14 protein-coding genes are annotated in these 13429 nt (G+C 70.2%); 1 reads left to right on the top strand and 13 read right to left on the bottom strand.

Translation table 11 applies throughout. The features are described from left to right. Positions 1–130: 130 nt before the first annotated feature. The gene (locus tag ACGFR9_RS02820; RefSeq protein ID WP_393202258.1) at positions 131–2389 is read right to left on the bottom strand and encodes an MMPL family transporter; all 2259 of its coding nucleotides are present in this window, start codon (positions 2387–2389) and stop codon (positions 131–133) included. A 250-nt stretch (positions 2390–2639) separates the two neighbouring features. Here ACGFR9_RS02820 and ACGFR9_RS02815 point away from each other — a divergent pair, with 250 nt between their 5' ends. After that, entirely contained in the window at positions 2640–3188 is a 549-nt protein-coding gene (locus ACGFR9_RS02815; protein WP_393202256.1) for a DUF1697 domain-containing protein, read from the top strand. Between the two features lie 62 nt (positions 3189–3250). Here the strand turns inward: ACGFR9_RS02815 and ACGFR9_RS02810 are convergent, their stop codons facing one another. The 12 genes from ACGFR9_RS02810 to ACGFR9_RS02755 form a co-directional block, all read right to left on the bottom strand. After that, positions 3251–3988 carry a sirohydrochlorin chelatase gene (locus tag ACGFR9_RS02810; RefSeq protein WP_393202254.1) on the bottom strand — a complete coding sequence of 246 codons (738 nt, stop codon included), beginning with the start codon at positions 3986–3988 and terminating at the stop codon, positions 3251–3253. Between the two features lie 25 nt (positions 3989–4013). Next, positions 4014–4910: an ABC transporter permease gene (locus ACGFR9_RS02805; RefSeq protein ID WP_030212412.1), complete on the bottom strand. Its 897-nt coding sequence runs from the start codon at positions 4908–4910 to the stop codon at positions 4014–4016. Beyond that, positions 4897–5685: an ABC transporter ATP-binding protein gene (locus tag ACGFR9_RS02800; protein ID WP_030212410.1), complete on the bottom strand. Its 789-nt coding sequence runs from the start codon at positions 5683–5685 to the stop codon at positions 4897–4899. The genes ACGFR9_RS02805 and ACGFR9_RS02800 overlap by 14 nt, the downstream gene beginning before the upstream one ends. Positions 5686–5721: 36 nt before the next feature. After that, positions 5722–6825: an aliphatic sulfonate ABC transporter substrate-binding protein gene (locus tag ACGFR9_RS02795; RefSeq protein WP_393202251.1), complete on the bottom strand. Its 1104-nt coding sequence runs from the start codon at positions 6823–6825 to the stop codon at positions 5722–5724. 230 nt (positions 6826–7055) lie between these two features. Next, a complete protein-coding gene (locus ACGFR9_RS02790) occupies positions 7056–8390 on the bottom strand; it encodes a sulfate adenylyltransferase subunit 1 (RefSeq protein ID WP_393202249.1) in 1335 nt (444 codons plus the stop codon). A 2-nt stretch (positions 8391–8392) separates the two neighbouring features. Continuing rightward, positions 8393–9328, bottom strand: coding sequence for a sulfate adenylyltransferase subunit CysD (gene cysD / locus ACGFR9_RS02785; RefSeq protein WP_393202247.1), 936 nt, complete (start codon positions 9326–9328; stop codon positions 8393–8395). Further along, positions 9325–9861, bottom strand: coding sequence for an adenylyl-sulfate kinase (gene cysC, locus ACGFR9_RS02780; RefSeq protein ID WP_393202764.1), 537 nt, complete (start codon positions 9859–9861; stop codon positions 9325–9327). Before cysC ends, cysD begins: the two co-directional genes overlap by 4 nt. A gap of 34 nt (positions 9862–9895) precedes the next feature. Then, entirely contained in the window at positions 9896–10606 is a 711-nt protein-coding gene (locus ACGFR9_RS02775; protein WP_393202245.1) for a phosphoadenylyl-sulfate reductase, read from the bottom strand. Next, entirely contained in the window at positions 10603–10782 is a 180-nt protein-coding gene (locus tag ACGFR9_RS02770; RefSeq protein ID WP_393202243.1) for a hypothetical protein, read from the bottom strand. Before ACGFR9_RS02770 ends, ACGFR9_RS02775 begins: the two co-directional genes overlap by 4 nt. Further along, positions 10779–12494 (bottom strand): nitrite/sulfite reductase, encoded by a 1716-nt coding sequence (locus ACGFR9_RS02765; RefSeq protein ID WP_393202241.1) that lies wholly within the window; start codon positions 12492–12494, stop codon positions 10779–10781. Before ACGFR9_RS02765 ends, ACGFR9_RS02770 begins: the two co-directional genes overlap by 4 nt. Before the next feature lie 130 nt (positions 12495–12624). Then, positions 12625–12708, bottom strand: coding sequence for a putative leader peptide (locus ACGFR9_RS02760; RefSeq protein ID WP_310591794.1), 84 nt, complete (start codon positions 12706–12708; stop codon positions 12625–12627). Positions 12709–12835: 127 nt separating this feature from the next. Beyond that, positions 12836–13408: a GNAT family N-acetyltransferase gene (locus ACGFR9_RS02755; RefSeq protein ID WP_393202239.1), complete on the bottom strand. Its 573-nt coding sequence runs from the start codon at positions 13406–13408 to the stop codon at positions 12836–12838. Between the last annotated feature and the right edge of the window lie 21 nt (positions 13409–13429).

The following is a 13429-nucleotide window of genomic DNA, read 5'->3' as shown; positions in this document are numbered from 1 at the left end:
GTGCCGCCCTGCGGCACGATTGCCCGCAGTGGTGCGGACAGTTGCCCGCAGGCGCGCGGTGCCGTGCGGACGGCCGTGGACGTGGCAAGGGCCCGGCGGAGGAACCGCCGGGCCCACCGCAGGCAGCGGATCACACCGGTACGCGGTCACCCTCGTCCCGTGACGACGACGGCGCCGCCGCCACCACCGCCTCCGGCGTTTCGTCGTGGGTCAGGTCCGGCATGCGGTGCAGCCACTTCGGCAGGTACCAATTGCGCTCACCCAGCAGAGACATCACCGCCGGCAGCAGCACCCCCCGGATGATCGTCGCGTCGATCAGCACAGCCGCCGCCAGACCGACCCCCATCTGCTTCATCGACTGCATCGACAGCGTTCCGAAGATCCCGAACACGGCGACCATGATGATCGCGGCGCTGGTGACCACACCGGCCGTGGTGACCACACCGTGCTGGACGGCGTCCCGCGTCGACCGCCCCCGCAGCCGCGCCTCACGGATCCGGGAGACCACGAACACGTGGTAGTCCGTCGACAGGCCGAACAGGATCACGAACAGGAACAGCGGCAGCCACGTGATGATCGCGCCGACCCCCTCCGCCCCCACCAGGGACGCGCCCCACCCGTGCTGGAACACCGCCACGAGAATCCCGTACGCCGCCCCCACCGACAGCAGGTTCAGCACGATCGAGGTGATCGCGACCGTCAGTGAGCGGAACGACAGCAGCATCACCAGGAAGGCGAAGACCACCACGAACGCGAAGACCGGGACCACGGAGCCGACCAGCTGGTCGTTGAAGTCCTTGTTCCCGGCGACCTGCCCGGTGATCGGCGCCTCGAGACCGTCGACCTCGCCGAGCGTGGCCGGCCGTACCTCGTCACGCAGAAGCTCCAGGCTCTCGCCCGCCCTGTCCTGGTCGGAGCCGCCCACCAGCGGGACGTAGACGAACGCGACGTTCTGCTGGTCGTGCAGCTTGATCTCGACCGGCCCGCGCGAGGCCCCCGAGCTGACCGCCCGCTCACGGAACTCGGCGAGCGCGGCCTTCACCTCGGGCGCGTTGATGTCGTCGGCCGCGACGACCACCTCGGCCGGCTCGGAGCCGCCCGGGAAGGCGTCGTTGACCCGGTTGTACGTCTGCACGATCGGCAGCGAGTCACCGAACTCCTGGTCGAGGGTGAGGTTCTGCGTCTTCATCCCGATCGCGGGAGCGGCCACCGCGAGCAGAGCGCCCGTGGCCACCACGACGGCGAGCACCGGCTTGGCGAGCACCCGCTTCAGTACGGCACTCCAGAACCGGCTCTCCGTACTGCCGCTCGTGCGCCGCCGGCGCAGGAACGGCATGCGGCCCTTCTCGACCCGCTCGCCCAGCAGCGACAGCAGCGCGGGCAGGACGGTGACCGAACCGACCATGGCGACCGCCACGACCATCAGCGAGGCCAGCCCCATCGCCTCGAACTCGGCGAGACCGGTGAACAGCATGCCCGCCATGGCGACACACACCGTGACACCGGAGACGACGATCGCGCGGCCACTGGTCGCCGCGGCGATCCGCAGCGCCGTCCGGGCGTCCCGTCCGGCCGCACGCTCCTCACGCTCACGGCGCAGATAGAACAGGCAGTAGTCGACACCGACGGCCAGGCCGACCAGCAGCATCACCGAGTTCGCGGTGTCGCTCATCGGCTGGAAGTGGCTGACCAGGCCCATCAGCCCCATCGTCGCCATGATCGCGGTGATTGCCAGCGCCACCGGCAGCAGCGCCGCCACCAGCGCGCCGAACGCGATCAGCAGGATGCCGAGGGCGACCGGCACCGCGGAGTACTCGGCCTTCTTGAAGTCGTCGCCGAACGCGTCGTCGAACGTCTTCATCATGCTGGCGCCGCCGATCTCCTCGATCCGCAGCGACTCGTGGTCCTGCTGAGCGTCCGCGACCGCGTTCAGCACCGGTTCGACCCGCTCACCGGCCGTGTCCGAGTCGCCGCGCACATCGAACTGGACCAGCGCGCTGCGCCCGTCCTTCGAGATGGTGTCGCTCTCGTACGGCGAGGTGACGTCCGTGACCTCGCCGGTCTTCTCCACGGCCGCGACGACCGCGTCGACCGCCGCCCTGAACGCGGCGTCCGTGGCCCTCGGACCGCTGTCGTCCTTCGCCTGGATCAGTACGGTCTCACTGGCCGGCTCCTCGATACCGGCGTCCTCGATGATGCGGGCGGCGGTGTGGGTCTCACCCTTGAGCTGATCGCTGTCGCCGACGTCGACCCGGCCCGCGGCGGAACCGAGTCCCATCGCCAGCACGACGAACAGCACCCAGATGCCGACGGCCGCCCAGCGGTGCCGGGCGCTCCAGCCGCCGGCCCGTGCGGCGAGGCCCCGCACCCGTGATTCTCCGTTCCCCATGACGGGCTCGCTCCCTCGTGTTCGGCAGCGACCCCCTGCCGCCACCTGACCTTTCGAAGGTATGGGCCGGATAAGCCCAGCTCGTCGTGCTGTCCGGTGAAGCCGACAGCGCCGGCCTCATCCGATCGGAGTTCACCTCCTCCCCACTGGGGAGGACAGCGGGCCCCTACATGTATCCGGGATGTCGGGGGCGGTGATCAGGGTGTGCGTCACCCCCACGAGGTACACCGGCCGTCCTAGGGTGGGCGGCATGGAGACGAGATACGCGGCGCTGCTGCGCGGGATCAATGTGGCCGGCAGCAGGAAAGTCCCGATGGCCGAACTGCGCACCCTGATGGAAGGCCTCGGCCATCAGGGGGTGCGCACCCATCTGCAGAGCGGGCAGGCGGTGTTCACCTCGGAGCAGGGCGACGAGCGGTCATTGGCCGACGGGTTGGCGGCGGCGATCGAGCGGCACTTCGGCTTCGCCGTGGACGTGATCGTGCGCGACCACGCCTATCTGAGCGCGGTGGTCGAGCAATGCCCTTTCTCAGCCGCCGAGTTGGAGCCCAAGCAGCTCCACGTCACCTACTTCTCGACCCCGGTCGCCCCCGACCGCTTCGTCGAGATCGACCAACAGGCCTACCTGCCCGAGGAGTTCCGCCTCGGCGACCGTGCCCTCTACCTCTACGCCCCCGAAGGTCTCGGCCGGTCCAAACTCGCCGTACACCTCTCCAAGCCCCGCCTCAACAAGGGCGTCATCGCCACCAGCCGCAACTGGAACACCGTACGCAAACTGGCGGAGCTCACCGATGGCTGACACCGGGCGGGGACGGCGCCTCTGCTGCCGGCAGGGCGCGCCGTTCCGCACCCGCTGACCGGTCAGGCGCCCACCGCGGCCAGTACCGGTACCCGTGCCGCGTCGTAGCGGTCCAGCAGGAGCCGGGCCACCTCCGGGGACGGGCCGAGGACGTCCGCGAGGACGTCCGCGTCCGCCGCGCCCCTGGCGATCCGGTCCGGGAGGAAGCCCGGGGCCAGGACGTACGGGGCGACGGCGACGCGTGTGCAGCCGAGCGCGCGGAGTTCGCGTACCGCCTGCTCGGTGCGGGGGAGGGATGCGGAGGCGAACGCAGGCCGCACGGCGCACCAACCGGTGTGCCGCCACTCCCGCGCGATTGCTGCGATCACTGCGATCGCCTCCGGGTCGGAGGACCCCGCCGAGGCCAGGACGACCCCGGTCGAGGACTTGTCGGCGGGCGTGAGGCCTGCCTCGTACAGCCGCCGCTCCAGGGCGGTGAGCAGCAGCGGGGAGGGGCCGAGCACCTCGGCCTGCCGGATCCGCAGCCGCGGGGGTGCCTCCGCCAGGACCGCCGGGATGTCCGCCTTGGCGTGGAAGGCGCGGGTCAGCAGCAGCGGAAGGGCGACCACATCGCGGACGCCCTCCGCGTCCAGGGACTCCAGCACCCCTTTGACGGAGGGGATGTTGAAGTCCAGGAACCCGGTCTCCACGCGCAGCCCGGGCCGCAGCGCCCGCACCCGTCGCACCAGGGCGTGCACGGTCGCGGCGTGCCGCGGATCGCGGCTGCCGTGGGCGACGACGAGAAGTACCGGACGGCGCATGATGCCCTTCAGCTCCCTCAGTGCCTCAGCTCTTCACCAGCAGACCGCGGCTGCGCAGCACCCACCGCTCGAGCGGGCTGAAGATCAGCAGATCGATGGCGATACCGACGGTCAGGATCAGCAGGATGGCCTCGAAGACCATGGCCATGTCGCTGGCGTTGCGGCCGTTCTCCAGCAGCTGGCCGAGGCCCACACCGAGGTCCGGGAACGAGGCGATGATCTCCGCGGCCATCAGCGAACGCCAGGAGAACGCCCAGCCCTGCTTCAGCCCCGCCACATAGCCCGGCAGCGCGGCCGGCAGCACGATGTGCCAGGTGCCCTTCAGCCCCGTCGCGCCCAGCGTCCGCCCGGCGCGCAGGAACAGCGGGGGCACCTGGTCGACGCCCGAGACCAGGCCGTTGGCGATCGAGGGGACCGCGCCGAGCAGGATGACGGCGTACATCATCTGGTTGTTCAGACCCAGCCAGATCACCGCCGGCGGCACCCACGCCACCGACGGCAGCGACTGCAGGCCGGACAGGATCGGCCCGATCGCCGCGCGCACGAACTTCACCCGCGCCACCAGCAGCCCCAGCGGGGTACCGATCAGCAGCGCGAAGAAGAAGCCCAGCAGACCGCGCGACACACTGGTCCAGATGTAGCCGAGCAGGTCGCCCCGCAGCCACGCGTCCCGGACGACGTCCCACACCGCGCCCGGCGAGGGCAGCTTGGTCGGATCGTCGACGATCTTGAAGGAGACCAGGGCCTGCCACACCGCCAGCACCAGCGCGATGGCGATGACCGGCGGCAGGATCTTCTCCACGAAGGTCTGCCGGAACGGCTTGCGGCCGGTCTGCACCGTCTCCAGTGCGTCGAGCCCCGCCTCCAGACCGGCGAGGTCGCCCCCGTCCCGGTCCTTCGCGGTCGTCTCAGTGCTGGCCATGACGGCGGATCTCCCCCCGGAGCTCTTCGGTGATCTCTACGGACAGTTCCGCCACGGCGGTGTCCTCGATACGGCGCGGATGCGGGATGCCGACCGTCCACTCGCGGGCGATCCGCCCCGGACGGGAGGACAACAGCACCACCCGCTGCGCGAGCCGCACCGCCTCGCGCACGTTGTGCGTGACGAACAGGACGGACAGCCGCGTCTCACGCCAGATCCGGGTCAGTTCGTCGTGCAGCACATCCCGCGTGATGGCGTCCAGCGCCGCGAACGGCTCGTCCATCAGCAGCAGCCGGCTGTCCTGGGCGATCGCCCGCGCCAGCGCCACCCGCTGACGCATACCGCCGGACAGCTCGTGCACCCGCTTGCCGTACGCGCCCTTCAGCCGCACGAGCTCGAGCAGCTCCTCGGCCCGCTCACGGCGTTCGTTCTTCTGGACTCCACGCAGCTTCAGGGCGAGTTCGATGTTCTTTCCCGCGGTCAGCCACGGGAACAGGGCATGCTCCTGGAACATCAGGGCCGGCCGGCCGTCCGTGCCGATCGTGCCGGCCGACGGTCGGTCGAGCCCCGCGACCAGGTTGAGCAGCGTGGACTTGCCACAGCCCGAGGCACCCAGGAGGGTGACGAACTCACCGGGCGCGACATCGAGGCTGATGTCGTCCAGCACGAGCTGCTGTCCGGCGGGGCCCGCGAACGACTTCGAGACATGCTCGATCCGGGCGGCGTGCGTGGCCGCCAGGGTGCCGTCGGCGGCCTTGGCGAGGGTCGTGGCCATGGTCGTCACCTCCTGGGAACTCATCGGAATCCGGACTTACTCGACGCCGAGACCGGCGTCGTCGACGACCGGTTCACCGGCGGCCTTGAGAACCTTGTTGAGCAGCGTGAGGTCGTAGATGCCGTCGAGGTCGGGCTGTTCCAGCAGACCGGCCTTCACGGCGTGCTCCGCCTGCGAGTCGAGGGTCGCGGCCAGCGGGTCGTCGATGAACCTGATCGACTTCCACGCCGGGTCGAGCACCTCGGCGGGCAGTGCCTTGCCGGAGTCGGCCTCCAGCTGCTTGTTGGCGACGGCCTTCGCCTCGTCCGGGTTGGCGTTGATCCACCTGTTCGCCTCGACGGACGCCTTCAGTACCGCCTCGACGGCCTTCGGGTGGTCCTTCAGGAACTGCTGGCGCACGATGATGTTCGTGATCACGAACTTCTCGTCCGGCCACAGCGTCGCCTCGTCCAGCAGCACCTTGCCGCCCTGCGCGACCAGCTTCGCGGCGGTCGGCTCCGGCACCCAGGCGCCGTCGACCGACCCGGCCCTGAACGCGTCCGGGGTGACCTTGTTGTCGCTGCGGACGACCGTGACATCGCCCTTGCCGCTCTGCGCGTCGACCTTCCAGCCCTGCTCGGCCACCCAGTTGAGGAACGCCACGTCCTGGGTGTTGCCGAGCTGCGGGGTGGCGATCCGCTTGCCCTTGACGTCCTTCAGGGACGTGATCCTGTCCGGGTTCACCACGAGGCTCACCCCGCCGGACGCCGAACCGGAGATGATGCGCAGGTTCTTGCCGCCGGACTTGGCGTAGCCGTTGACGGACGGCGACGGGCCGATGAAGCCGATGTCGATGGAACCGGAGTTGAGCGCCTCGATCTCCGACGGCCCCGCGTTGAAGACGGCGTACTTCGCCTGAGTGGCGCCGAGTGCCTTCTGGAACAGGCCCTTCTGGTTGCCCACCAGGGCGGTGCCGTGGGTGAGGTTGCCGAAGTAGCCGATCCTGACGGAGTCGAGTCCGTCGATCTTCTTCGCCCCGGCGGCGACCTTCGCGGAGCCGTCGTCCTCGGCCTGGGATCCGTAGCCGCAGGCGGCCAGGGTGAGCAGTGGCAGCGCGGCTATCACCGCGAGGGTACGGCGCAGGGCGGTTGGTGCAGGCACGGGAGGTGGTCCTCTCGGAGGCCCGGCGGTCACGGTCCTGGTCTGATCAGGCCGTGGCCGGGAAGTCGGCAGGTTTTCGTCTACGGCGGTGGGGGGTGAGGGCGCGCATGCGGTGCGCGTACGTCAGCGCACACATCGGTCGACCCCGCCCTGCCCGCTGCCGAGGGTGCCGCTGCCGACGCGGCCGCCCTCCTTCGCGAACTCGGAGTAGAAATCGGGAGAGTTCATGCTCAGAAGTCCCACCCGTCGTCCTCGGCCGCGTCCTTGACGGGCTCCGGTGCGGCGAACGACTCACCGACCATGCCGGCGGTGAGCGTGGTGCCGTCGCTGGGGTCGATCAGGATGAACGAACCGGTGCGCCGCGAGTCCGCGTAGGAGTCGGCGGGCAGCGGCTCGGCGGTACGGATCTTCACCCGGCCGATGTCGTTGGCGTTCAGCGAGCCCGGGTGCGGGTGCAGCGACAGATCGTCCAGCGTCAGCCGGGACGGGATGTCCTTCACGATCGCCTTGACGGTGCGGGTGCCGTGCTTGAGCAGCACCCGGTGCCCGACGGTCAGCGGCTGGTCGGCGACATGGCAGACGGTGGCCTCGACGTCCTGTGTGGTGGCCGGCGCGTCCTTGCTGGGGACGAGGAGGTCGCCGCGGGAGATGTCGATGTCGTCGGCGAGCAGCAGGGTCACCGACTGCGGGGTCCAGGCCGCCTCGACCGGCTCGCCCAGCAGATCGATCCCCGTGACCGTCGTCGTCCGCCCGGACGGCAGCACGGTCACCGGGTCACCCACCCGGAAGGTGCCGGCGGCGATCTGGCCCGCGTAGCCGCGGTAGTCGGGGTGCTCGGCGCTCTGCGGCCGGATCACGTACTGCACGGGCAGCCGGGCGTGGCAGTGCGCCAGGTCGTGGCTGACCGGGACGGTCTCCAGGTGCTCCAGCACGGTCGGCCCGCCGTACCAGTCCATGTGCGCGGACGGCTCCACCACGTTGTCCCCGACCAGTGCGGAGATCGGGATCGCGGTGACCTCGGGGACGCCCAGCTCGGTCGCGTACGCCGTGAACTCCTCGGCGATCCCGGCGAACACCGGCTCCCGGTAGTCGACCAGGTCCATCTTGTTGACGGCGAGGACGACGTGCGGGACACGCAGCAGGGCGGCGATCGCCGCGTGCCGGCGGGTCTGCTCGACGACACCGTTGCGGGCGTCGACCAGGATCACCGTCAGCTCGGCCGTGGAGGCGCCGGTGACCATGTTCCGCGTGTACTGCACATGGCCGGGGGTGTCGGCGAGGATGAACCGGCGCCGGGGCGTGGCGAAGTAGCGGTACGCCACGTCGATGGTGATGCCCTGCTCCCGCTCGGCCCGCAGTCCGTCGGTGAGCAGCGCGAGGTCGGGCGTATCCTGGCCCCGGTTCGCCGACGCCCGCTCCACGGCCTCCAGTTGGTCGGTGAGGACCGACTTGGAGTCGTGCAGCAGCCGGCCCACCAGGGTGGACTTGCCGTCGTCGACGGAACCGGCGGTGGCGAACCGCAGCAGCGTGGTGGCCGCGAGCTCCTCGGTGGTGATGGTGCTCATGTCTAGAAGTACCCCTCGCGCTTGCGGTCTTCCATCGCGGCCTCGGAGAGCTTGTCGTCGGCGCGGGTGGCACCGCGCTCGGTGAGCCGGGAGGCGGCGATCTCGGTGATCACCTTCTCGATGGTGTCGGCGTCGGAGTCCACCGCGCCGGTGCAGGACATGTCGCCCACGGTGCGGTAGCGCACCAGACGCTTCTCGACGCTCTCGCCGTCCTTCGGGCCGCCCCACTCACCGGCGGTCAGCCACATGCCGGAACGGCTGAACACCTCCCGCTCGTGCGCGTAGTAGATCTGCGGGAGTTCGATGCGCTCGCGGGCGATGTACTGCCACACGTCCAGCTCGGTCCAGTTGGACAGCGGGAACACCCGGACGTGCTCACCGGGCGCGTGCCGGCCGTTGTACAGGTTCCACAGCTCGGGCCGCTGACGGCGCGGGTCCCACTGGGAGAACTCGTCGCGCAGGGAGAACACCCGCTCCTTCGCGCGGGCCTTCTCCTCGTCGCGGCGCCCGCCGCCGAACACGGCGTCGAACCGCTCGCTCTGGATCTTCTCGGTGAGCGGCACGGTCTGCAGCGGGTTGCGGGTGCCGTCCGGACGCTCCTTGAGCGCCCCGCGGTCGATGTAGTCCTGCACGGAGGCGACATGCAGCCGCAGCCCGTGCCGCGCGACCGTACGGTCCCGGTAGTCGAGGACCTCGGGGAAGTTGTGCCCGGTGTCCACGTGCAGCAGCGAGAACGGCACCGGCGCGGGCGCGAACGCCTTCAGCGCCAGATGCAGCATGAGGATGGAGTCCTTGCCGCCGGAGAAGAGGATCACCGGCTTCTCGAACTCGCCCGCCACCTCGCGGAAGATGTGCACGGCCTCGGACTCGAGGGCGTCCAGGTGGGAGAGGGCGTACGGGCTGTCCGTGCCCTCCTTCACGGTGGCGACGGTCGTCATGCCAGTCCCCTTTCGCTGAGCGCCGCGTACACGGACGCCGCGGACTCCTGCACGGTCTGGTTCTGGGACTCGATTCGCAGATCGGGAGTCTCGGGCTCCTCGTACGGGTCGTCCACACCGGTCAGCCCGGTGAGTTCACCCGCGGCCTGCTTGGCGTACAGACCCTTCACATCGCGTACGGAGCACACCTCGACCGGGGTCGCCACATGCACCTCGACGTACGGCGTGCCGTTCGCCTCGTGCCGCTTACGGACCGCGTCCCGGCTGTCCGCGTACGGGGCGATGACCGGGACGAGCGCGACGACGCCGTTGCGGGCGAGCAGTTCGGCGACGAAGCCGATGCGCTGCACGTTGGTGTGCCGGTCCTCGCGGCCGAAGCCGAGGCCCGCGGAGAGGAACTCGCGGATCTCGTCGCCGTCGAGCACCTCGACGCGGCTGCCCCGCTCGCGCAGCCGGCCGGCCAGCTCGTGGGCGATGGTGGTCTTGCCCGCACTCGGCAGACCCGTGAGCCAGACGGTGGCTCCGGTCGTCACGTCGTTCTCCTGGATCTCTGTGGTCGTCGTCATGTCAGCCGTGCAGCCCGCACTCGGTCTTGGCGCGGCCCGCCCAGCGTCCGGCGCGGGCGTCCTCGCCCTCCAGCACCCGGCGGGTGCAGGGCGCGCAGCCCACGGAGGCGTAGCCGTCCATCAGCAGCGGGTTGGTGAGGACGCCGTGCTCGTCGACGTACGCCTGCACGTCCTCCTGCGACCACCTGGCGATGGGAGAGATCTTCACCTTGCGCCGCTTCTCGTCCCAGCCGACGACCGGGGTGTTCGCCCGGGTGGGGGACTCGTCGCGGCGCAGGCCGGTCGCCCAGGCCGTATAGCCCTTCAGACCCTCCTCAAGCGGCCGCACCTTGCGCAGCTTGCAGCACAGGTCGGGGTCGCGGTCGTGCAGCTTCGGGCCGTACTCCGCGTCCTGCTCGGCGACCGACTGCCGCGGGGTCAGCGTGATGAGGTTGACGTCCATCACGGCCCCCACGGCGTCCCGGGTGCCGATGGTCTCCGGGAAGTGGTAGCCGGTGTCGAGGAACACGACGTCGACGCCGGGCATGGCGCGGGAGGCGAGGTGGGCGACCACCGCGTCCTCCATCGAGGAGGTCACACAGAACCGCTCGCCGAACGTCTCGGCGGCCCACCGCAGGATCTCCAGGGCGGAGGCGTCCTCCAGGTCCCGGCCCGCCCGCTCGGCCAGCGCCTTCAACTCCTCGGTGGTGCGCCCTTCCTGAACCGCCGTCATGCCCGGTCCCCTCCCGTGTCGGATCGCTCGAGCCCGCGGGCCAGCAGCCCCGTGAACTTCAGCTGAAAGCCCCGATTGCACGCACGGCATTCCCACGTCCCGTGGCCCTGCTCGCCGGGCCGCAGGTCCTCGTCCCCGCAGTAGGGGCAGTAGAACGGCGCCGCGCGCTCGCTCATGACAGGGCCTCCTCGGAAGCCCGCCCGACCCAGGCCGCGAAGCGCTCGCCGTCCTCGCGCTCCTCCTGGAAACGCTGCAGCACCCGCTCGATGTAGTCGGGCAGTTCGTCCGACGTCACCTTCAGACCACGTACCTTGCGCCCGAACGACGGCTCCAGGCCGAGCGCGCCGCCCAGGTGGACCTGGTAGCCGCCGACCTGCTTGCCCTCGTCGTCGGTGACCAGCTGGCCCTTGAGACCGATGTCCGCGGTCTGGATGCGGGCACAGGCGTTCGGGCAGCCGTTGATGTTGATGGTGAGCGGCTCGTCGAAGCCGGGGAGCCGGCGCTCGAGTTCGTCGATCAGGTCGCTGCCGCGTTCCTTGGTCTCGACGATGGCGAGCTTGCAGAACTCGATGCCCGTGCAGGCCATCGTGCCGCGCCGGAACGGGGAGGGGCTGACCCTGAGGTCCAGCGCCTCCAGCCCGTCGACCAGGGAGTCGACCCGGTCCTGCGGAACGTCGAGGACGATCATCTTCTGCTCGACGGTGGTGGAGACCCGGCCCGATCCGTGGTCCTCGGCCAGCGCGGCGACCTTGGTGAGCAGCGAGCCGTCCATCCGGCCGACCCGCGGGGCGAAACCGACGTAGAAGCGGCCGTCCTTCTGCCGGTGCACGCCGATGTGGTCGCGCCAGCGCTGCGCCGGCATCTCGACGGCGGGCCCGTCGATCAGCTTGCGGCCCAGGTACTCGTCCTCCACGACCTGGCGGAACTTCTCCGCGCCCCAGTCGGCGATCAGGAACTTCAGCCGGGCGCGGTTGCGCAGCCGCCGGTAGCCGTAGTCACGGAAGACGGACGTCACGGCCTCCCACACGTCCGGCACGTCCGACTCGGGCACCCAGGCGCCCAGCCGCACACCGAACTTGGGGTTGGTGGACAGACCGCCGCCGACCCACAGGTCGAAGCCGGGCCCGTGCTCGGGGTGGACCACGCCGACGAAGGAGATGTCGTTGATCTCGTGGGCGACGTCGAGCAGCGGGGAGCCGGAGACGGCCGTCTTGTACTTGCGCGGCAGGTTGGAGAAGCGCGGGTCGCCGATGTAGCGGCGGGCGATCTCGTCCAGCGCCGCCGTGCCGTCGATGATCTCGTCCTCGGCGACCCCGGCGACCGGGGAGCCGAGCATGCCGCGCGGGCAGTCGCCGCACGCCTCCGTGGTGGACAGGCCGACGGACTCCAGGCGCTCCCAGATGGCGGGCACGTCCTCGATGCGCACCCAGTGGAACTGGATGTTCTGCCGGTCGGTGATGTCGGCGGTGCCGCGCGCGTACGACTCGGAGACCTCGCCGATCGCCCGCAGCTGCTCGGTGGTGAGCCGGCCGCCGGTGATGCGCACACGCATCATGAAGTACTTGTCCTCGAGCTCCTCCGGCTCCAGCATCCCGGTACGGCCGCCGTCGATGCCCTGGCGGCGCTGGGTGTAGAGGCCCCACCAACGGAAGCGCCCGCGCAGGTCGTTGGGGTCGATGGAGTCGAAGCCGCGCTTGGAGTAGACCGTCTCAATGCGTGTCCGCACATTGAGACCGTCGTCGTCCTTCTTGAACTGCTCGGCGCCGTTGAGCGGGGTCAGGTGCCCCACGGCCCACTGTCCCTCCCCGCGGTGACGGCTCACCTTGCGGCGGGGAGTCGCGGCGGCAGGCTTCTGCGCGGCGGCAGGATTCTGCGGGGTGGCGGCCATGGTTGATATGCCCTTCGGGACAGACGGAAACGTACGGCTCTGACCTGCGCATACGTGCGCACTGAGCTGAGTGCGCGTCATTGCGCGGGGAGGGAGACGAAGAAGGGGATGCCGGGGGTGCTGGGTGCTCTCAGCGCGCCGGACAGATGGCGCTGGACATGCGGCCGAGGTCGACGTGCCGCCGACTCACCAAGGCGATTCCAGTTCCAGACATGACGGAAGCGTGTCATGGCGTTCTGGACACAGTCCAGCATCGTCCGAGATGCGGACACCCTTGTCTCGGAGAACGAGACAAGGGTGTGCTTGGTCACAAGCGCCGCAGGCGCTCTTGTCGCTGCTGGTCAGGCGGGGTAGGCCCCGGCCCAGGGTCCGGGCGCCGGCACCTCGGGCTCGTCCTCGACCTTGGTGTCGAACAGGGCGAAGCCGCGGCGCCGGTAGTTGTCCAGGGCGTGTTCGCCGTCCTTGCTGCAGGTGTGCAGCCACACCCGCGTGGTCGGCTTCGGCCCCGGCAGGCGTTCCGCGATGTCCCAGGCGCGGGCGGTGCCGTAGGACAGCAGATGGCCGCCGATGCGCCGTCCCCGGAAGGCGGGCAGCAGCCCGAAGTAGACGATCTCGACGACCCCGTCCGCCTGGGCCTCCAGCTCCATGTACCCGGCCGGCGTCCCGCGGTCGTAGGCGACCCAGGTCTCCACCTCGGGCCGGTCCAGATGCTCCAGCCACCGCGCGTATGTCCAGCCCAGCCGGTCGGTCCAGCGGATGTCCCCGCCGACCGAGGCGTACAGGAACCGGCTGAACTCGGGGGAGGGCACCTCGGAGCGGACGACCCGCACGTCCCCGTCGGGCACGGTGGCCGGACGGAGGTCGGTGGGCGCGGTCTGCTCCAGGGACCAGGTGGTCACGGAGATGGTCGTCATGCCGGAAAGGGAACCATCCGG

The organism is Streptomyces sp. NPDC048584 (genome assembly GCF_043199595.1).
GTDB lineage: Bacteria > Actinomycetota > Actinomycetes > Streptomycetales > Streptomycetaceae > Streptomyces > Streptomyces edwardsiae.
The sequence above is the reverse complement of the archived record's forward strand: the minus strand, read 5'-3'. Positions and strand labels throughout refer to the sequence as shown.